18 protein-coding genes and 2 pseudogenes are annotated in these 19,431 nt (G+C 64.9%); 16 read left to right on the forward strand and 4 right to left on the reverse strand.

Annotated elements, in window-relative coordinates; all coding sequences use genetic code 11:
* The first annotated feature begins 2 nt into the window (after window positions 1–2).
* From exeD to exeN, 11 genes are all read left to right on the forward strand, one after another.
* Window positions 3–2,057, forward strand: coding sequence for a GspD family T2SS secretin variant ExeD (gene exeD / locus OKB81_RS03305; protein ID WP_010675726.1), 2,055 nt, complete (start codon window positions 3–5; stop codon window positions 2,055–2,057).
* Window positions 2,057–3,562, forward strand: coding sequence for a GspE family T2SS ATPase variant ExeE (gene exeE / locus OKB81_RS03310; RefSeq protein ID WP_041211720.1), 1,506 nt, complete (start codon window positions 2,057–2,059; stop codon window positions 3,560–3,562). Before exeD ends, exeE begins: the two co-directional genes overlap by 1 nt.
* A 1-nt stretch (window position 3,563) precedes the next feature.
* The gene (gene exeF, locus OKB81_RS03315; RefSeq protein ID WP_045522076.1) at window positions 3,564–4,784 is read left to right on the forward strand and encodes a GspF family T2SS innner membrane protein variant ExeF; all 1,221 of its coding nucleotides are present in this window, start codon (window positions 3,564–3,566) and stop codon (window positions 4,782–4,784) included.
* A gap of 151 nt (window positions 4,785–4,935) precedes the next feature.
* Window positions 4,936–5,367, forward strand: coding sequence for a GspG family T2SS major pseudopilin variant ExeG (gene exeG / locus OKB81_RS03320; protein ID WP_010675723.1), 432 nt, complete (start codon window positions 4,936–4,938; stop codon window positions 5,365–5,367).
* Between the two features lie 47 nt (window positions 5,368–5,414).
* The gene (gene exeH / locus OKB81_RS03325) at window positions 5,415–5,978 is read left to right on the forward strand and encodes a GspH family T2SS minor pseudopilin variant ExeH (RefSeq protein ID WP_160836644.1); all 564 of its coding nucleotides are present in this window, start codon (window positions 5,415–5,417) and stop codon (window positions 5,976–5,978) included.
* A gap of 74 nt (window positions 5,979–6,052) precedes the next feature.
* On the forward strand, window positions 6,053–6,397 hold the full coding sequence (gene exeI / locus OKB81_RS03330; protein ID WP_010675721.1) for a GspI family T2SS minor pseudopilin variant ExeI: 345 nt from the start codon (window positions 6,053–6,055) through the stop codon (window positions 6,395–6,397).
* A 44-nt stretch (window positions 6,398–6,441) separates the two neighbouring features.
* Complete coding sequence (exeJ, locus tag OKB81_RS03335) at window positions 6,442–7,083, forward strand: GspJ family T2SS minor pseudopilin variant ExeJ (RefSeq protein WP_160836642.1); 642 nt, start codon at window positions 6,442–6,444, stop codon at window positions 7,081–7,083.
* A gap of 89 nt (window positions 7,084–7,172) precedes the next feature.
* Complete coding sequence (exeK, locus tag OKB81_RS03345) at window positions 7,173–8,198, forward strand: GspK family T2SS minor pseudopilin variant ExeK (protein ID WP_104452241.1); 1,026 nt, start codon at window positions 7,173–7,175, stop codon at window positions 8,196–8,198.
* Window positions 8,199–8,310: 112 nt separating this feature from the next.
* The gene (gene exeL / locus OKB81_RS03350; protein ID WP_080767872.1) at window positions 8,311–9,495 is read left to right on the forward strand and encodes a GspL family type II secretion system protein ExeL; all 1,185 of its coding nucleotides are present in this window, start codon (window positions 8,311–8,313) and stop codon (window positions 9,493–9,495) included.
* Window positions 9,492–9,983: a GspM family type II secretion system protein ExeM gene (gene exeM, locus OKB81_RS03355; RefSeq protein WP_010675717.1), complete on the forward strand. Its 492-nt coding sequence runs from the start codon at window positions 9,492–9,494 to the stop codon at window positions 9,981–9,983. Before exeL ends, exeM begins: the two co-directional genes overlap by 4 nt.
* Window positions 9,980–10,738, forward strand: a complete 759-nt coding sequence (gene exeN / locus OKB81_RS03360; RefSeq protein WP_160836640.1) for a GspN family type II secretion system protein ExeN — start codon at window positions 9,980–9,982, stop codon at window positions 10,736–10,738. The genes exeM and exeN overlap by 4 nt, the downstream gene beginning before the upstream one ends.
* Window positions 10,739–10,786: 48 nt before the next feature.
* On the opposite strand, the gene OKB81_RS03365 is transcribed toward exeN, so the two are convergent.
* Window positions 10,787–11,596 carry a helix-turn-helix transcriptional regulator gene (locus OKB81_RS03365; protein WP_128312964.1) on the reverse strand — a complete coding sequence of 270 codons (810 nt, stop codon included), beginning with the start codon at window positions 11,594–11,596 and terminating at the stop codon, window positions 10,787–10,789.
* A gap of 145 nt (window positions 11,597–11,741) precedes the next feature.
* Between OKB81_RS03365 and tyrS the strand changes: the two genes are divergently transcribed.
* Entirely contained in the window at window positions 11,742–13,007 is a 1,266-nt protein-coding gene (tyrS, locus tag OKB81_RS03370; protein ID WP_160836638.1) for a tyrosine--tRNA ligase, read from the forward strand.
* Here tyrS and OKB81_RS03375 read toward each other — a convergent pair.
* On the reverse strand, window positions 13,002–13,907 hold the full coding sequence (locus OKB81_RS03375; RefSeq protein ID WP_270805123.1) for a LysR family transcriptional regulator: 906 nt from the start codon (window positions 13,905–13,907) through the stop codon (window positions 13,002–13,004). The two genes, tyrS and OKB81_RS03375, sit on opposite strands and share 6 nt — an antisense overlap.
* A 116-nt stretch (window positions 13,908–14,023) precedes the next feature.
* Here OKB81_RS03375 and OKB81_RS03380 point away from each other — a divergent pair.
* Window positions 14,024–15,128 (forward strand): annotated as a pseudogene (locus OKB81_RS03380) (NADH:flavin oxidoreductase).
* A gap of 79 nt (window positions 15,129–15,207) precedes the next feature.
* On the opposite strand, the gene yrfG reads toward OKB81_RS03380, so the two are convergent.
* Window positions 15,208–15,876, reverse strand: a complete 669-nt coding sequence (yrfG, locus tag OKB81_RS03390; RefSeq protein WP_160836636.1) for a GMP/IMP nucleotidase — start codon at window positions 15,874–15,876, stop codon at window positions 15,208–15,210.
* A gap of 147 nt (window positions 15,877–16,023) precedes the next feature.
* Here yrfG and nudE point away from each other — a divergent pair, with 147 nt between their 5' ends.
* The 3 genes from nudE (at window position 16,024) to OKB81_RS03405 (ending at window position 19,169) form a co-directional block, all read left to right on the forward strand.
* Window positions 16,024–16,632, forward strand: a complete 609-nt coding sequence (gene nudE / locus OKB81_RS03395) for an ADP compounds hydrolase NudE (RefSeq protein ID WP_160836634.1) — start codon at window positions 16,024–16,026, stop codon at window positions 16,630–16,632.
* Window positions 16,633–16,676: 44 nt separating this feature from the next.
* Complete coding sequence (cysQ, locus tag OKB81_RS03400) at window positions 16,677–17,489, forward strand: 3'(2'),5'-bisphosphate nucleotidase CysQ (protein ID WP_270661784.1); 813 nt, start codon at window positions 16,677–16,679, stop codon at window positions 17,487–17,489.
* A gap of 411 nt (window positions 17,490–17,900) precedes the next feature.
* Entirely contained in the window at window positions 17,901–19,169 is a 1,269-nt protein-coding gene (locus OKB81_RS03405; protein WP_029314815.1) for an aromatic amino acid transport family protein, read from the forward strand.
* A gap of 83 nt (window positions 19,170–19,252) precedes the next feature.
* Here OKB81_RS03405 and OKB81_RS20775 read toward each other — a convergent pair.
* A pseudogene (locus OKB81_RS20775) lies at window positions 19,253–19,354 on the reverse strand (tRNA-binding protein); the annotation flags it as partial.
* Window positions 19,355–19,431: the final 77 nt, after the last annotated feature.

Raw genomic sequence — 19,431 nt, forward strand, 5'->3', positions numbered from 1 at the left:
GAATGACAAATAAAGGGAAGGGCTGGCGTCTGGCCACCATGGCGGCAGCCTTGATGATGGCCGGTTCTGCCTGGGCCACCGAGTATTCCGCCAGTTTCAAGAACGCCGACATCGAGGAGTTCATCAACACGGTCGGCAAGAACCTGAACAAAACCATCATCATAGAGCCATCGGTACGCGGCAAGATCAACGTGCGCAGCTATGACCTGCTCAACGAGGATCAGTACTACCAGTTCTTCCTGAGCGTGCTCGACGTTTACGGCTTTGCCGTGGTGCCCATGAACAACGGCGTGCTCAAGGTAGTGCGCTCCAAGGATGCCAAGACCTCGGCCATCCCCGTGGTGGATGACACCAACCCCGGCGTGGGTGACGAGATGGTGACCCGGGTGGTACCGGTGCGCAATGTCTCGGTCCGTGAACTGGCCCCCCTGCTGCGTCAGCTCAACGACAACGCCGGCGGCGGCAACGTGGTCCACTACGAACCCTCCAACGTGCTGCTCATCACCGGCCGCGCCGCCGTGGTCAACCGCCTGGTGGAGGTGGTTCGCCGGGTGGACAAGGCGGGGGATCAGGACATGGACGTCATCAAGCTCAAGTTCGCCTCCGCCGGCGAGATGGTGCGGCTGGTGACCAATCTCAACAAGGATGGCAGCAATCAGGGGGCCAACGCCTCGCTGCTGCTCTCCCCCAAGGTGGTGGCCGACGAGCGCACCAACTCCGTGGTCATCAGCGGCGAGCCCAAGGCCCGTGCCCGCATCATCCAGATGGTGCGCCAGCTCGACCGGGATCTGCAGAGCCAGGGCAACACCCGGGTCTTCTACCTGAAATATGGCAAGGCCAAGGATCTGGTGGACGTCCTCAAGGGGGTCAGCTCCAGCATCGCCGCCGACAAGAAGGGCGGGGCGGCTGCCACGGCCACGGGCGGCGCCAGCATCGGCGGCGGCCAGCTCGCCATCTCCGCCGACGAGACCACCAATGCCCTGGTGATCACCGCCCAGCCGGACGTGATGGCCGAGCTGGAGCAGGTCATCGCCAAGCTCGACATTCGTCGTGCCCAGGTGCTGGTGGAGGCCATCATCGTCGAGATATCGGATGGTGACGGCATGAACCTCGGGGTGCAGTGGGCCAACACCAATGGCGGCGGCACCCAGTTCACCGACACCGGTCTGCCCATCGGCTCCCTGGCCATCGCCGCCAAGGATTACAAAGACAACGGCAACACCGACGGCCTGTCATCCCTGGCGGGTAGCTTCAGCGGCATGGCGGCAGGCTTCTATCACGGGGACTGGGCGGCGCTGGTGACGGCGCTCTCCACCAACAGCAAGAACGACATCCTCTCCACCCCGAGCATCGTCACCATGGACAACAAGGAAGCCTCCTTCAACGTCGGTCAGGAAGTGCCGGTGCAGAGCGGCTCCCAGAGCTCCACCACCAGCGATCAGGTGTTCAACACCATAGAGCGCAAGACGGTGGGGACCAAGCTGGTGGTGACGCCCCAGATCAACGAAGGAGATTCCGTGCTGCTCAACATCGAGCAGGAAGTCTCCAGCGTGGCACAGAAGCAGGCGACCGGGACCGCCAACCTGGGCCCCACCTTCGATACCCGCACCGTGAAGAACGCCGTTCTGGTCAAGAGCGGCGAGACAGTGGTGCTGGGTGGCCTGATGGACGAACAGACCCAGGAGCAGATCTCCAAGGTGCCCCTGCTCGGGGACATTCCGGTGCTGGGTTACCTGTTCCGTTCCTCCAAGACCTCCACCGCCAAGCGCAACCTGATGGTCTTCATCCGCCCGACCATATTGCGTGACGCCAATGTCTACTCCGGGGTCTCCAGCAACAAGTACACCCTGTTCAGGGCCGAACAGCTGAGCCGGGCTGCGGAAGAGGGCTATGCCACCTCGCCGGCTCGCCAGGTGCTGCCCGCCTATGGCCAGGACGTGATGATGTCCCCCGAGGTGCAACAGCAGATCCAGAGAATGCAGGCCCAGCAGCAGGCGACCGCCACCGGCGTGCGCGCCCAGGTGCAGGAGCAGCCCTTCGTGCAGAGCAAGCCCTGATGGCCGCCTACCAGCTCGATGGCAGCGAGCTGCCGGCTCCCCTGCCGGAACTGCCGTTCGCGTTTGCCCGCAACTTCGGGGCCATCCTGACCGAGCGCCAGGGTGCCCCGGTGCTGCTCTGTCGTCAGGGGATCTCCCCCCAGACCCTGCTGGAGGTGCGCCGGGTGGCGGGCTGTGCCTTCGCGGTGGAGCAGCTTGGCAACGACGAGTTCGAGACGCTCCTGATGGCCCACTATCAGCGTGACTCCTCCGAGGCGCGTCAGCTGATGGAGGATCTCGGCAACGAGATGGACTTCTTTGCCCTGGCCGAAGAGCTGCCCCAGAGCGAGGATCTGCTGGATGCCGACGACGACGCCCCCATCATTCGCCTCATCAATGCCATGTTGAGCGAGGCGATAAAAGAAGAGGCGTCCGACATCCACATCGAGACCTTCGAGCGGGCCCTGGTGATCCGTTTTCGCATCGATGGGGTGCTGCGGGAGATCCTGCGCCCCCATCGCAAACTCGCCTCCTTGCTGGTGTCGCGCATCAAAGTCATGTCGCGCATGGACATCGCCGAGAAGCGGGTGCCCCAGGATGGCCGCATCTCACTGCGCATCGGCGGCCGGGCGGTGGACGTGCGGGTCTCCACCATGCCCTCCAGCTACGGCGAGCGGGTGGTATTGCGATTGCTCGACAAGAACAACGTGCGCCTCGAGCTCAAGCAGCTCGGCATGACGCTGGCCAACCGCAACATCATCAGCGAACTCATTCGCAAGCCCCACGGCATCATCCTGGTGACGGGCCCGACCGGTTCGGGCAAGTCCACCACCCTTTATGCGGCCCTCTCGGAGATCAACTCCCGGGATCGCAACATCCTGACCGTCGAAGACCCCATCGAATATGACCTCGAAGGGGTGGGCCAGACCCAGGTCAACAGCAAGGTGGACATGACCTTCGCCCGGGGCCTGCGCGCCATTCTGCGCCAGGATCCGGACGTGGTGATGGTGGGGGAAATCCGTGACCTCGAGACCGCCCAGATCGCGGTGCAGGCATCCCTCACCGGTCACCTGGTGATGTCGACCCTGCACACCAACACCGCCATCGGCGCCATCACCCGGATGCGGGACATGGGGATCGAGCCCTTCCTGCTCTCCTCGTCGCTCCTGGCGGTACTGGCCCAGCGGCTGGTGCGCACCCTCTGCCCGGATTGCCGCGCACCGCACCCTGTCACCGAGCAGGAGCGTCTGGCCATGGGCATCGAGCTTGCGCCGGATCAGCAGATCTGGCGTCCGGTGGGCTGCGAGCAGTGCAACCACACCGGCTATCGCGGCCGGACCGGCATCCACGAGCTGGTGGTGGTGGACGAAGCGGTGCGCGAGGCGATCCACAGCGCCAGCGGCGAGCTCGCCATCGAGCGGCTGATCCGGGGTCACACCCCCAGCATCCGCCGCGACGGCATCGACAAGGTGCTCAAGGGGCAGACCAGCCTCGAAGAGGTGCTGCGCGTGACCCGGGAAGACTGAGATGGCGGCATTTGAATACAAGGCCCTCGACGGCAAGGGGCGCAACAAGAGCGGCGTGCTGGAAGGGGATTCTGCCCGCCAGGTGCGCCAGCTGCTGCGCGAGCAGGGGCTGACCCCCCTCGAGGTGAACGAGACCACCGAGAAGGCCAAACGGGAGGCGAACCGCTTCGTGCTGTTTCGCCGTGGTGCCTCCACCTCGGAGCTTGCCCTCATCACCCGCCAGCTGGCGACCCTGGTGGGGGCCGGTCTCACCATCGAGGAGGCCCTCAAGGCGGTCGCCGAACAGTGCGAGAAGGCCCACCTGCGCAGCCTGGTGGCGACGGTGCGCAGCAAGGTGGTGGAGGGGTATTCCCTGGCCGATTCGCTGGGGGCCTTCCCCCATGTGTTCGACCAGCTGTTCCGCTCCATGGTGGCGGCCGGCGAGAAGTCCGGTCACCTGGAGAAGGTGCTCAACCGTCTCGCCGATTACACCGAGCAGCGCCAGCACATGCGCACCAAGCTGCTGCAGGCGATGATCTATCCCATCGTCCTCACCCTGGTGGCGGTGGGGGTCATCTCCATACTGCTCACCGCCGTGGTGCCCAAGGTGGTGGCCCAGTTCGAACACATGGGCCAGCAACTGCCGGGCACCACCCGCTTCCTCATCGGCACCAGCGAGCTGTTGCAGCACTACGGCCTCTGGTTCCTGTTGCTCCTTGGCATTGGCGGCCTGATCTGGCGCTGGTGGCTGACCGACGACAAGCGTCGTCGTCGCTGGCACCAGGTGATACTGCGCCTGCCGGTGATCGGTCGGGTCAGCCGCGGTCTCAACACCGCCCGCTTTGCCCGCACCCTGAGCATCCTCAACGCCAGCGCCGTGCCCCTGCTGGAGGGAATGAAGATCGCCGGCGAAGTGCTCTCCAACGACTATGCCCGCATGCGCATCGGTGAGGCCACCGAGCGGGTGCGGGAGGGGACCAGCCTGCGCAAGTCGCTGGATGAAACCAGAATTTTTCCGCCCATGATGCTGCACATGATCGCCTCGGGCGAGCAGAGCGGCGAGCTCGACAGCATGCTGGAGCGGGCGGCGGACAACCAGGACAGGGAGTTCGAAACCCAGGTGAACATCGCCCTCGGGGTGTTCGAGCCCATGCTGGTGGTCTCCATGGCCGGGGTGGTGCTGTTTATCGTGATGTCGATCCTGCAGCCGATCCTGGAGCTCAACAATATGGTGAATTTGTAAGGTTCGGACGTTCGAATAGGCTTCGCTATTCGAACCTACCAATCCAATCAACTCCGTAGGTTCGATGAGCCGACAGGCGTCATCGAACGATCGAGGTTTAACAATTTATCGTTGATGGTTCATGCCATCTCATTTCGTGAGGGAGTAAGTCATGCAAAAGCGTCGTCAATCGGGTTTTACCCTGCTGGAAGTGATGGTGGTCATCGTGATCCTGGGGATCCTGGCCAGCCTGGTGGTGCCCAACCTGATGGGCAACAAGGAGAAGGCGGACCAGCAGAAAGCGGTCTCCGACATAGTGGCGCTGGAAAACGCCCTCGACATGTACAAGCTGGACAACAACCGCTACCCCACCACCGAGCAGGGGCTGGATGCCCTGGTCAACAAGCCGACCGCATCCCCTGAGCCGCGCAGCTACCGCGAAGGGGGCTACATCAAGCGCCTGCCGCAGGATCCCTGGGGCAACCAGTACCAGCTGCTGAGCCCGGGCCAGTTCGGCAAGATCGACATCTTCTCCATGGGGATGGACGGCGAAGCCGGGACCGATGACGACATCGGCAACTGGAACCTGAAGGACTTCCAATAAGTGATTCCGCCGCGTCGTGCTCACTGCGTCCCCCCGGGGCTGCCTGAATGAAGGCGGCGTCTTGGGCCCGTCACCAGGCCGGTTTTACCCTGCTGGAAGTGTTGCTGGTCGCCATGTTGATGGGACTGGTGGCGACCGCCGTCACCCTCAGCATGGGGGGCGCCAGGGGGGATCGGGAGCTCGACAAGCAGGCGCGCCGCTTCATGGCGACCCTGCAGCAGGCCCAGGAGTATTCGGTCATGGATGGCAGGCTGCTGGGGCTGCGGGTCGAGGAGAACGGCTGGCAGTTTATGTCCCGGGATCCCAAGGATCGCAAGTGGCGCGCACTGACCGGTGACAAGCTGCTGGGGCCGGTGACGTTGCCGGAGGGGATGACCCTGGCGGCGGAGCTGGAAGGTTTCAACTGGCGCACTGCGTCGGACGAACGCCAGGAGCAGGGTCGGGACGAGCGTGAGCGGACACCCCAGATCCTGGTCTTTCCGGGGGGAGAGCTCTCTCCCTTCGTGCTGACCCTGAGCCAGCAGGACGAGGATCTGCACTACCTGCGCACCGTCAGGGGGGACGAGTTCGGTCGTCTCTCCCTGTTGCAGGATGAAGAGGAAGAAGAGTGAAGAGCGCCAGGCCCGCAGGGGGCGCTCTAGCGCGTCGCACCGCTCTGTCGGGCGGCCCCGCCCGGGGACGCGGCATGACGCTGCTGGAGGTCATGGTGGCCCTGGCGGTGTTTGCCATCGCCGGGCTGGCGGTGATGAAGACCGCGAGCGAACACCTGGCCGGCCTCAATTATCTGGAGCAGAAGACCCTGGCGACCTGGGTGGTGGAGAATCAGCTGGTGCAGCAGAAGCTCGAAGGCAAGTGGCCGGGAGACAGCTGGGTGGAAGGGGACGAGGAGATGGCCGGGCAGACCTGGTACTGGCGCTATCGCGGCGTCGCCACGGCGGACAGCAACTTCAGGGCGCTGGACATGGAAGTGCGCACCGCGCCCAAGGCCGACAGCCCGGTGGCCATGATCCGGACCTATCTCAGCCGATGAACATTCATCAACGTGCGTCCATGATCCGGAGCCGGTGTCAGCCGATGCTCCAGAGCAACACCCGCCCATCGCACCACCGCGGCTTTACCCTGCTTGAGATGCTGGTGGCCATCGCCATCTTCGCCACCCTGAGCCTGGGGGCCTATCAGGTGCTGCAAGGGGTGCTGACCAGCGACGAGGTGGCCAAGCGCAAGGAGGCCCGCCTCTCGGAACTGCAGCTCGCCTTCAGCCTGCTGGAGCGGGACGTCACCCAGATGGTGCCGCGCAGCGGTCGCATCGACGGCGAGAACAACAAGGTGCTGCTGGCGGCGTCCCGCTTCGGCCAGCAGAGCGACGATTGGGGCATGGCCTTCATTCGCGGCGGCTGGCTCAATCCGGACGGCATACTGCCACGCTCCGGCCTGCAACGGGTGGGTTGGCGTCTCAAGGGGCAGACCCTGGAGCGGTTGAGCTACCTCTATCCGGATCCGGCCATTGGCACCGAGCCGCGCATTCAGCCCGTGCTGACCGGCGTGACGGCGCTGCGCCTCTATTTCTACGACAAGGGACAGTGGAAGGAGGAGTGGACCCAGCGCGACCTGCTGCCCTACGGGCTGGCGGTGGAGCTGGAGCTTGAAGACTACGGCACCATCCGCCGCCAGTTCCTGATCGGTGCTGGTGGCCAGAGGGCAGAGAATGGTAACTGATCGTCGTTTTCCCCTGTCCGTCACGGAGGATGACGGCACTATTCGACGTCGCCAGTTCCTGATCGGTGCTGGTGGCCAGCGAGCGGACAATGGCAATTAAGCGCGGCCGGGGCCGATCCCGCACTACACTGGGCCGCCAGGGGGGTATGGCCCTGCTGGTGGTGCTGCTCATCCTCGCGGTGATGGTGATCGTCGCCAGCAACATGAGTGGCCGCCTGCAACTGGAGCTGCGCCGCACCGCCAACCTCACCCTGGGCAAGCAGGCCTGGTGGTATGCCATGTCGGCGGAGGCCCTGGTGATCAAGGTGCTGAACCAGGACTTCAAGGACGACCCGGATCGGGTGAGTCTGGGACAGAACTGGGCGCGGGAGGACGGGGTCTTCCCGGTGGAGGATGGCACTCTCTCGGGCCGGGTGCGGGATCTGCAATCCTGCTTCAACCTCAACAGCCTGAGCGTGCCCCTCAAGGAGGGGGAGAACGGCGACGATCTCGAGGCCCAGCCTTACCAGTTCAAGGTGTTCCGGGCCCTGCTCGCCCAGCTCGAGGTGGATGATTACGAAGCGGTACAGCTGACGGACGCCATCCGCGACTGGACCGACAAGGATACCCAGCTGGTCTCGAGCAACGGGGCCGAGGATGCCTACTACGAGGGACTCAATCCCCCCTACCTGGTGGCTAACCAGCGGATGCTGGGCACCGACGAATTGCGGGCAGTGCGCGGGGTGAGCGCCAGCCTGTACGCCCGGTTGGCCCCCTATGTGTGCTCCCTGCCCAATGACAAGCTGGTGGTGAACATCAACACCATCCGGCCGGAGCAGGCGGCCCTGCTGGTGGGGCTCTACCAGGGGAAGATCGGGCTGGACGATGCCAAGCGGGTGCTGACCAGCCGCCCCAAGAAGGGGTGGAAGAACAAGCAGGAGATGACGGAGCAGTTGCAGGTTCAGCCGGGTGCCATCACCGGGCTGGATGGCGCCCTGGACATCAAGAGCAGCTTCTTCGAGGCCCGCCTGCTGGCGGAGGTGGGGGAGACCCGCGCCAGGCTTGAGACCGTCTTCCAGCGTGGCAAGGACAACAAGCTGGTGATGCTGCGTCGCCTGAGCGGCGGCGCCGAATAACAAGGGGGCGTGGGGCGGTTTCAGCTGACCTGCGCATCCCCCGATTGGACTGCAACCCATGGCTGTGCGCCCGCCCCCTGAGGGAGGTGCGGGCATGGCAGGAGAGACATTAGTGAGCGAGAGTCTGGTCATCCGTCTGGGGACCAATGCGCAGCAGCCAGTGCACTGGCTGGTCTGGTCGGCGCAGGAGCAGGAGATCATCGCCTCCGGCATCCTGGCCTCGGCGCACGCCCTCGGCGAGCTGCAGGAGCGTGCCGGTGGTCGCCCCGTGGTGACCCTGGTGCCCGGCAGCGATCTTATCTTCCGGCGGGTCAATCTGCCGGGCAAATACAGCCGCCAGAGTGCGGCGGCCCTGCCCTATCTGCTGGAGGAGCAGATCGCCTCAGACGTGGACGATCTGCACCTGGTGGTGCTCGGCCATCAGGGCCGCGAGGTGGATCTGATGGCGGTGGACAAGGGGAAGATGCACTCCTGGCTCGGCTGGCTGGAGCAGGCAGGGCTCAAGACCTTGCACCTGCTGCCCGACGTGCTGGCGCTGCCGCTCGCCGCCGATGGCTGGTCAGCCCTGCAACTGGGGGAGGAGTGGCTGGTCCGCCAGGGCCCCCGTCAGGGCATAGTGGCGGAGGAATCCCTGCTGGCCATGCTGCTGGCAGCGCAGACCGAACCCGTCACCCTTCACTGCCATACTCCCATCCCCGCCATGGCGGCGGGCAACTGGCAGGGGGCTGACCCGGAACTGCCCATGCTGTTGCTGGCGAAAGGGGCGCTGACCTGCCAGGCCAACCTGTTGCAGGGGCCCTATCGTCCCCAGACCGAATACGCCCGCTACTGGTTGCAGTGGCGCAAGGTGGCGGTGCTGGCAGGCGTATTGTTGCTGGTGGCCCTGGTGCAGCGCGGTGTGCATCTGCACCAGCTGGCGGAACAGGACAAGGCCCTCAAGGCGGAGATCCGGCAGGTCTACACCCGGATCTTCCCGGGGGAGACGCGTATCGTCAACGTGCGCAGCCAGATGACCCAGCACCTCCAGCAGTTGGGGCAGGCTCCGCAGGATGGCGTCCTGTTGCTCCTGACCGAGCTGGCCCCGGTGTTTGCCGAGGTGCCCGGCCTCAAGCCCGAAGTGCTGCGCTTCGATGCAGCCCGGGGCGAGCTGAGGTTGCAGGTGACGGCCCCCGGCTTCACCGAGATCGAACGTTTCCGCGAGCTGGCGGGCAAGCGCTTCGAGGTGCAGCAGGGTGAGGTGCGAAGCACCGAAGGCAAGGTCGAAGGGGCGCTGGTGCTCAAGGGGAGGTCGTCATGATGGACAAACTGCAGAGCTGGTGGCGTGGCATCAGTGCCCGCGAGCAGCGGCTGGTGGCGGTGGGGGGCAGCGTGCTGCTCATCGGGCTCTTCTACTGGGCGATCTGGCAGCCGGTGGCAAATCGCATTGCCGAGCGCGAGCGGCAGGTGGTGAACCAGCAGCAGACCCTGGCCTGGCTCAAGGAGAAGGGACAGGAGGTGCTGGCGATGCAGGGGGGACAGGGGCGCCAGATCGATACCGGCGGTACCCTGGACGGTGTGGTGAACCGCACCGCCTTCAACCAGAAGATCAAGATTGCCCGCTTGCAGCCCCAGGGTCAGGAGCTGCAGGTATGGATAGACACGGTGCCGTTCGATGATCTGCTGATCTGGCTTGCGACCCTCTCGGATCAATACGGCGTCCAGGTGCAGATCATCGAGCTGGCCCGCGAGGGGCTGGCCCCCGGGCTGGTCAAGGTCAGACGTTTGCAGTTGAGTCGTTCCCAATGAAGCGAAAAATAGTGATCGCCAGTCTCTTCCTGCTGGCCTATCTCGGTTTCCTGCTGGCCCAGTTGCCTGCATCCCTGGTGGTGCGCCATCTGCCGCTGCCCCCCAATCTGGTGCGGCTGGAGGGGGTGAGCGGCACCCTCTGGAGCGGTCAGGCCGCTCGGGTGCAATATGCCAGCGAGTCCCTCACCCAGTTGCGCTGGGATCTCGATGGCTGGTCCCTGTTGCGGCTGGCGCCCGAGGTGTCGGTGCGCTTTGGCGAGCGCAGCGGACTCAACGGGCAGGGGATCCTGGGTTGGAACGGTGCTGCTTTCGGGCGCGACATCACCCTCAATGCGCCGGCCCCCTGGGTGCTGGAGCGGGTGCCGATGAGACCTCCCTTCCCGCTGACGGCGGCGGGTCAGTTGCAGCTCAAGATCGACCAGTTTGCCCAGGGCACTCCCTGGTGTGACAACCTTTACGGGGATCTTCACTGGTATGACGCGCAGGCGGACACCCCGGCGGGCAAGCTGACCCTGGGGGATCCCGAGATCACGCTCACCTGTCTCGACTCCCGGCTGGTGGCCGAGATCAAGCAGGGCTCGGAGGCGGTGCAGGTGCTGGGCAAGCTGGAGTTGCAGGCCAATCGCCAGTACCTGTTCCAGGGCACCCTGAAACCGGGTCCCGAGCTGCCGGACCAGATGAAACAGGGGCTCCCCTTCCTCGGCCAGCCCGATGGGCAGGGGCGCTTCCCGCTGCGTTATCAGGGCCGCATCTGACGGCGTTGCCCATGGTTTGAACCACCCCGCCCCGGCGGGGTGGTGTCGTTATGGGGGCGCGCCGGCTGGCGCCGTGATGAGGTGATTGAGGAAGAAGCTGAACAGCTCGGCCCGGGAGTGCAGGTTCAACTTGGCGTAGAGATGCTTGCGGTGATTCTTCACCGTGCCGCTGCCGATGCCGAGCGCACCGGCAATGGCCTCGGTATCCAGCCCCTGCAACAGCAAACCCGCCACCTGGCGCTCCCGCCGGGTTAGCTGATCTCCCCCCACACTGGCGATAGCCTGCTCCACGGCTCCCTTGAGGTCAGTGCCATCTGACCTGGCCGGGCTGCGGGCCAGGCGGGGTGTCTCTTCCCGCCAGTGCTGGCGACACAGGGAGTGGACCAGCGGGAACAGTGCCTCCAGCCTGACCAGCTCGTCACGGCTGAGGGAGCTGCGCTTGTCGAGGCGGCCCAGAAACAGCATCAGGGTGAGGCCGCCGCGCACCGGCAGGATCAGCCCCACCTCTTCCTGCCAGCCGGTGGCCTGATAGAAGTGGTGGCGATACTCGGGGTCGAGCCGCCCCCGCGACACCTGCGCCAGGGTCCAGACCCCGGCACCCAGCCCCTGCTCCAGCGCCTGCATGAAGGGATCCTGACTGAAGTGGCGGGTGAGGTAGCGGTCGAACAATAGGGCCCGCTGATGATGCAGGTTGTCGTAGAGGTAGACGGGGCGCAGCCCCACCCCGAGCAGCAGGGCACAGTCGAACGCCACCTGTTGCTGGATGAGGCGCACCAGGGCTGCCGGGAAGCCGCTGCCGTGCAGGGCATCGACGGCGGCGGTCAGGCTCAGGGTATCCGTGGCAGGAGACGGGGGCATGGCGATGGGCTCCGGGTCAGGGAATGGTTTCCCCACGATGGCAGGATGCTAGCACGGGAGTGGCAAAACTGTCCCCTGGGGGACATATCTGCCAGCACTGCAAACGGCGAGGATGGCCCTCTTTCTCTTGCTGTTGGAGCCCCCCATGACAAATCCTCACCTGCTCGATGAGCTGACCCAGCGCGGCCTGGTGGCCCAGAATTCCGACCCGGTGGCGCTGGCCGACCATCTTGCCACTCCGCGCACCGTCTATTGCGGCTTCGATCCCACCGCTGGCAGTCTGCACATCGGCCACCTGGTGCCACTGCTGATGCTGCGCCGCTTCCAGCTGGCGGGCCACACCCCAGTGGCTCTGGTGGGCGGGGCCACCGGCCTTATCGGCGATCCCAGCTTCAAGGCAAGCGAGCGCACCCTCAACAGCGCCGAGACGGTGCAGGGCTGGGTCGCCAGCCTGTCGGCCCAGATAAGCGCACTGTTGCCGGCGAGCGACGGGCTGGAGGCGCCGCTGCTGGTCAACAACGCCGACTGGATGGGGCAGATGTCCGCCCTCGATTTTCTGCGGGACATCGGCAAGCACTTCTCGGTCAACGCCATGCTGGCCCGCGAATCGGTGCGCCAGCGCCTGGCCCGTCCGGATCAGGGCATCTCGTTCACCGAGTTCTCCTACGCCCTGCTGCAATCCCAGGACTTCGCCGTGCTCAACCAGCGCCTCGGCTGCACCCTGCAGATCGGCGGCAACGACCAGTGGGGCAACATCACCAGCGGCATGGACCTCACCCGCCGCCTCCATCAGGCCCAGGTCTATGGCATGACGCTGCCGCTCATCACCAAGGCCGATGGCACCAAGTTCGGCAAGACCGAGGGGGGCGCTATCTGGCTCGACCCGGCGCTCACCTCCCCTTACGCCTTCTACCAGTTCTGGCTCGGCACCGCGGACGAGGATGTCTACCGCTTCCTGCGCTACTACAGCTTTGTGCCGCTGGCCGAGATTGAGACGCTGGAGGCGGAGGATGCGAAGCGGCAGGGGCGCAAGCTGGCCCAGCAGGTGCTGGCGGACGAGCTGACCGAACTGGTACACGGCAAGGGGGCGCTGGCGGCGGCGCAGCGCATCAGCGAATCGTTGTTCAGTGGCGAGGTAGCGCGCCTTGGGGAGAGCGATCTGGCCCAGCTGGCGCAAGATGGCATGCCAAGCAGCCCCATCAAGGGGGAAACGGATCTGGTGACCCTGCTGGTGGAGTGCGGCCTGGCCAACTCGAAGCGGATCGCCCGCGAGCTGCTGGCGGCGGGGGCCGTCAGCGTCAACGGTGCGATCCGCCGGGATGAGCCGCTCACCGCCGACGATCGGCTGTTCGGCCGCTACCTGCTGCTGCGCCGGGGCAAGAAGCAGTACCACCTGGTGATCCGCTCATGAAGGGGTGAGCGCCTCGATGACGTAGTCGAGGAAGTGGCCGACCAGGGCCGACTCGGCCCGGCGCTGGGTATAGAGGGCGTAGAAATAGGCCCCCTTGGGGCGATAGTCCGGCAGCACTTCGCGCACCACCCCCTCGGCCAGCTCGGCCGCCACCAGGTAGCGCGGCAGGCGGGCTATCCCCAGTCCCTGGCGCATCCCCTGGTGGACAGCCTTCTTGCTGCTGAAGGACAGCTCGCCCGCTACCTCGAGAGGGATCTCGCGCCCCTGGGCAAGCAGGGGCCAGCGCTCGTGGCGGCCGTACTCCTGGCTGCGGGTGATGAGGCTGTGCTGGTGCAGATCCTGCGGTGTGGTGAGGGGCGGGTGGCGGTCGAGGTAGTCGGCGCTGGCGCAGAGCACCAGATCGTCCACCGCGATGGGGCGCGCCAGGTAGGGCTGGGTGCCGAGCTCAGTGCTGCGAAACGCCACGTGCAGGTTGTCGCGCAGCAGGTCGGCCGGGGTATTGCTGAAGTCGGCGATGATCCGCACCTCCGGGTGGTCGGCGCGAAAGCGCAGCAGCACCGGAGTCAGCACCACTTCTCCCCAGAGATCCGGCGCCGTGATGCGCAGCTCCCCGCACAGTGCCGAGCGGCGGCGCTGCAGGCCGTCCAGCAACTGCTCGTGCAGGGCGATCATCTGGTCGGCCTGGCGGTAAGCGAGCTCTCCTGCGTCGGTCAGTTGCACCCGGCGGGTGGTGCGACTCAGGAGCACGCTGCCGAGGCTCTGCTCCAGGTGGCGCAGATCTTTTGACGCCTTGCTCGGGGTGATGCCGAGCTGGGCCGCCGCCGCCGCGAAGGATCCGCAGCGGACGATGGCGACCAGCAGGCGCATCAGGTAGAGGGTGTCGAGCTTGTGGTGACTCATGAGGGGTGGCCTATTGTGTCTTGCTGGGAATGAATGTCTTGCTTGTGTGCCTGATTATATCCTCCTGGCCCGGGTTTATAGTGGCCGCCATGCCATTGCGATCCCGGGAGAGGACGATGAACAAGACACTGGGCGACAGCTTCCACTTCGAGCGAGCCGGATTGCGGCTCAAGAACCGGGCCGTGCTGGCCCCTTTGACCCACAACATGAGCGGCGCAGGCGGTGATCCCGGCCAGGCCGAGCTCGACTGGCTGGCGCGCTGCGCCCGTGGCGGCTTCGGCCTGCTCATCGCCGCCGCCACCCAGGTGCAGCCCGGCGGGCGCTGCTGGGCGGGGCAGCCTGCCCTGATGACGGACGCTCAGCAGCAGGTCTTCACGGCCCTGGCCGACAGTGCGCGGCAGGCCGGGGCGCTGGCGGTGGTGCAACTGCATCACGGGGGGATGCGGGCTCTGCCCGAGCTGAACGACGGGGCGCCGGTCGGCCCGTGCGCGCTGGCGCCGGGCGGGCGTTACCCCCTCGGGGTCAAGGGGCTGAGCGAGGAGGAGATTCTGACGCTCATTGACGCCTTTGTGATCGCTGCCGAGCGGGCCCATGGTGCCGGCCTGCACGGGGTCGAGCTGCACGCAGCCCACCACTTCCTGCTCTGCAACTTCCTCAACCCCCTGCACAACCGGCGCACCGACCGCTGGGGGGGCAGCCTCGCCAACCGGGGGCGGATCCTGGTGGAGATAGTGCGCGGCATTCGCGCCCGTCTACCCCGGGGCGTCCTGGTCGGGGTGCGTCTCCCCCGAGAGCTATGCCCATATCCAGGGCATCGAACTGGCCCATCAGCTGGCGGTGGCGCGCCTGCTGGCGGACGAGGGGCTCGACTACCTGCACTTCTCCATGGGGGACAGATTCAAGGCGGTGGCGGGGGATCCCGACGGCGGCGCCCTGCTGGAGGCGGTAAGGGTCGGGTTGGCCGGGCGGGTGCCGCTCATGGTGGCGGGCAAGATTAGCGACGCAGATTCGGCGGAGCGGGCTCTGGCCGGCGGCGCCGATCTGGTGGCGGTGGGCACGGCGGCCCTTGGCAATCCGGACTGGATGGAACGGGTGAGCCGCGGCCTGCCTCTGCATGCAGCCCCTTTCACGGCGGCGCACCTCACGGAGGTTGGCTTCACCCCAAGCGTCCTCGACTACCTGGCCAGCATGGGGGTGCTGGCCCCGCGCGATGCGGCCTGAGGGCTTTCATGAACGGTATGCGCTCGGCAGGCTGTTGAGCTGATGTGACAAGGCCCTCGTGAAGAGGGCCTTGTGCGTGTCAGGCGCCGAGAGGGAGCAGGTCGGCGTAGTCCTCGAGCGCCGGGAAGTGCTGGAAGGTGAGCGGCGGCATCTGGCTGTCGGGGTGACGGATGCCGAACTGGTGGGCAATGCCGAACTCGGCCGAGGCGGCCAGGATACGCTCGCTGTCATCCACGAAGAGGGTGCGGGCCGGGTCGAACGCCAGCCGCTCTGCCAGTGCCTGCCAGCAGTGCTGGCTCTCCTTCGACCACCCGAGCTCATGGGTGCTCACCATCAGATCGAGGTGCTGGGCGAGGCCGAGGCGTGCATCCTTCACCGACAGACTGGCGGGATGGGCATTGGTGAAGAGTACCACCTGCTTGCCGGCGGCCTTGAGTGCGGCCAGGAAGGGAATGACGTTGGGGCGCCACTGGATCTTCTCCAGGATCTCCTGTTTGAGGGCGCGGATGTCGAGCCCGAGCGTCCGGGTCCAGTAATCCACGCAGTACCAGTCGAGCGTGCCGTTGACCGCATGATAGTGAGTGTCTATCTGCGCCTTCGCCTCGGCCAGCGGCAGGCCGAGTCGCTCGGCGTAGCGCGCCGGCACCAGTGTTTGCCAAAGATGGCTGTCAAAATGGAGATCGATCAGGGTGCCATCCATGTCGAGCAACACGGTATCAATCTGGTGCCAGGGCAGGGGAGTCGACATGGGGCCTCGCGATGTCTGTGGTGATGGGAAAAACGGGGCGCATTATAACGGATTTTTCAGACATCTTTCCCCTCTTTGCCCCGTGGTGTTCGGCAGGGGAGTCGTTTACTCTTGAAACACGATTTTTTAACGAGCAGTCAGCCCCCGATGAGCGATCCCCACAAGCGCAATCCCGTCCACCTCAGTGTCGAGACCATGGCCCATGACAAGAGCAAGCCGGAGATCCTCAAGGCCGAGATCGTGGCCGAGAGCCGGCTGTTCAAGGTGGAGTCCCTTCACCTGAAATTCTCCAACGGCGAGGAGCGGGTCTACGAGCGGATGCGCGGCGGCAATCGGGGTGCCGTCATGGTGGTGCCCCTGTTCGATGCCCACACCCTGCTGCTGGTGCGCGAGTACGCGGCGGGCACCCACTCCTACGAGCTGGGTTTCCCCAAGGGATTGATAGACCCCGGTGAAGATGCCTTCGAGGCGGGCAACCGGGAGCTGATGGAGGAGGCGGGCTTCGGGGCGAGCAGCCTGACCCTGCTCAAGCAGGTGTCGCTGGCGCCGGGGTATTTCTCCAGCCGGATGGACATCTTGCTGGCGCGGGATCTCTACCCCGAGCAGCGGGTCGGTGACGAGCCCGAGCCTCTCGAGGTGATCCCCTGGCCCCTCAACCGGATCGACGAGTTGCTGGCACGACCGGACTTCACCGAGTCGCGCAGCATCAGTGCCCTGCTGCTGGCCAGCAAATGGCTGGCGGAGCAGGGAAATTAGCCCGCAGAGGGTCTGTTTGGCAATCAGAGGCAGAGGTAAGCACCATGCAGGAGTTGTTGGCCTGGATACCCGAGGTCAAGGAGATCGCCCGTGAGGCGGGCAGGATCCTTCACGAGATCTATCGCGGCGGTCAGTTCGAACGCCAGTTGAAGGAGGATGCGACCCCGGTCACCAGTGCCGATCTTGCTGCCGATGCCTACCTCAAACAGGCGCTGGCGGCGCTCACTCCCCACGTTCCCGTGCTGACCGAAGAGGCGGCCGACATCCCCTTCAGCCAGCGTGCGAACTGGCGCCAGTACTGGCTGGTGGATCCCCTCGATGGCACCGGCGAGTTCATCGCCGGTGGCGGCGACTTCGCCACCCTGATCGCCCTGGTGCGGGACAATGTCCCGGTGCTCGGGGTCATCTACGCCCCCGAATCCGATCTGCTCTACTGGGCGGTGCGTGGTCACGGCGCCTTCAAGGAGGCGAACGGCGAGAGCCGCCCCATCAGCGCCATCCATCATGAACACGATCAGCCTGACTCCCTGGTGGTGGCCATCAGCCGCCGCCAGAAACTGGAGAACCTGACCCGTCGTCTCAACCCGGCCATCCACTACGAGCTGATCCCGCTCGGCTCCAGCTCCCTCAAGTCCTGCCTGGTGGCGGAAGGCGTGGCGGATTGCTACGTGCGCCTGGGCCCCACCGGGGAGTGGGATACCGCTGCCGCCCAATGCATCGTGGAGGCGGCAGGGGGCCGCATCCTCAGCCTGGCGCTGCAACCGCTGAGCTACAACGAGACCGAGTCGCTGGAGAACCCGGACTTCATCGTGATGGGGGACCCGGATCTCGCCTGGGGTCGCATTCTGGCCCACTGACGGGTCGACCAGCTCGCAGAGAATGCAATCAGGCGACCACAGGGTCGCCTGATTGCATTGGTGTGATCCACTGGCTGGTTACGGGGATTTCAGGGAGATTCGCTAGTGATGGCGATAACGGCAGTGGATCATCACATCCAATCTGTCTGCACTGGCATAATTTTCAGTTAATTCTGAAAACATGCATTTCATCGAAACAAAAAATCGGCGTGGGTTTTAATTTTGGTTTTATATTCCTAACTTTTGGTTTGTATCAGGATTAATTGAATAATTCGGGGTGAGATTTCCTCCCAATCTCACTGGTGGAACAGGGCTTTGCCAGTGAGATCTGCCAGCCTCCACTTTTGAGAATTAAATGCTAAAGGAGCACAATGTTTTTAGATTTTAATACTACGTAAAAGTGATTTATCGATGAGTTTATCTGCAGACGTCTCGCGGGAGCTGTCCGGTTCCCCCTCCACCATGGCCAGCACCGGCTGGCGTCGCCACGACACCCACTGGGTCATCAGCCTGTTCGGCACCGCCGTCGGCGCCGGCATTCTGTTCCTGCCCATCAACCTGGGTCTGGGGGGGATCTGGCCCCTCATCATCGTCGCCGTGCTGGCCGGTCCCATGACCTTCCTGGCCCACCGCGGGCTGGCGCGTTTCGTGCTCTCGTCGTCGCGCCCCCAGGCCGACTTCACCGAGGTGGCCGAGGAGCACTTCGGCAAGATGGCCGGGCGCCTCATCTCGGCGCTCTATTTCCTCTCCATCTTCCCGATCCTGCTCATCTACGGTGTCGGGCTGACCAACACGGTGGAGAGCTTCATGGTCAATCAGCTCGGTCTGGCCTCCCCGGATCGGGTGATGCTCTCCGGCGTGCTGGTGTTCGCCATGATCGCCGTGATGCTGGCCGGCGAGAAGGCGATGCTGCGGGCCTTCGCCGTCATGGTCTACCCGCTGGCGGCGATCCTGCTGGCCCTCTCCTGCTACCTCATTCCCCAGTGGCAGTGGCCGGAAGTGACCGCCTTTGAAGGCACCAGCTTCCTCAACACCGTCTGGCTGGCGCTGCCGGTCACCGTGTTCGCCTTCAGCCACGCCGCCGCCATCTCGGGCTTTGCCAACGTGCAGCGCCGGGAGTACGGGGAGCAGGCCGAAACCAAGAGCGGCCTGATCCTGCGCAACACCACCGTCATGCTGGTGGGCTTCGTGCTCTTCTTCGTCTTCTCCTGCGTGCTGAGCCTCTCCCCGGCTCAGTTGGCCGAGGCCAAGGCCCAGAACGTCTCCGTGCTCTCCTATCTCGCCAACATCACCGACAACCCGGTGATCGTGACCCTGGGGCCGCTCATCGCCTTCATCGCCATCAGCTCCTCCTTCCTCGGCCACTTCCTCGGTGCCCGCGAGAGCCTGAAAAGCCTGATCGCCAAGCCCACCGGCCTGCCGCTGGCGAAGGCGGACAAGCTCGGCATCGCCCTGATGTTCTTCGCCATCTGGGGCGCCGCCATCATCAACCCGGGCATTCTGGGGTTGATGGAGACCCTCTCCGGCCCCGTCATCGCCATGATCCTCTTCATCATGCCGGTGGTGGCCATCTACAAGGTGGAGGCGCTGGCCCGCTTCCGTCACCGTTGGGTCAACGGTTTCATCCTGCTGACCGGTGCCCTGGCGGTCTCGGCCCTGCTGTTCAGCCTGCTGAAATAAGCCAGGCCGTCAGCATCAAACAAGAGAGGCGACCCCGGGGGTCGCCTCTCTTGCTTCTGCTCTCTGGTTGCCTTGCCGTCGTCTCACCCCAGCTTGGCGCCGTTCTCCACCGCCTGCTCGGGGATGACGATCAGCACGGCGCCATCCGGGCGATAGAAGCCGGTCAGCAGAAACTCCGACTGGATGGCAATGCTGTTCAGATAAGCACATTTTTGACTAATTATTCATAAATGCGACTTGAGTTGGGGGAGCAAGGCTGTTT

Origin of the sequence: Aeromonas sp. QDB56, assembly GCF_027705505.1 — a bacterium.
GTDB classification, from domain to species: Bacteria; Pseudomonadota; Gammaproteobacteria; order Enterobacterales; family Aeromonadaceae; genus Aeromonas; species Aeromonas caviae.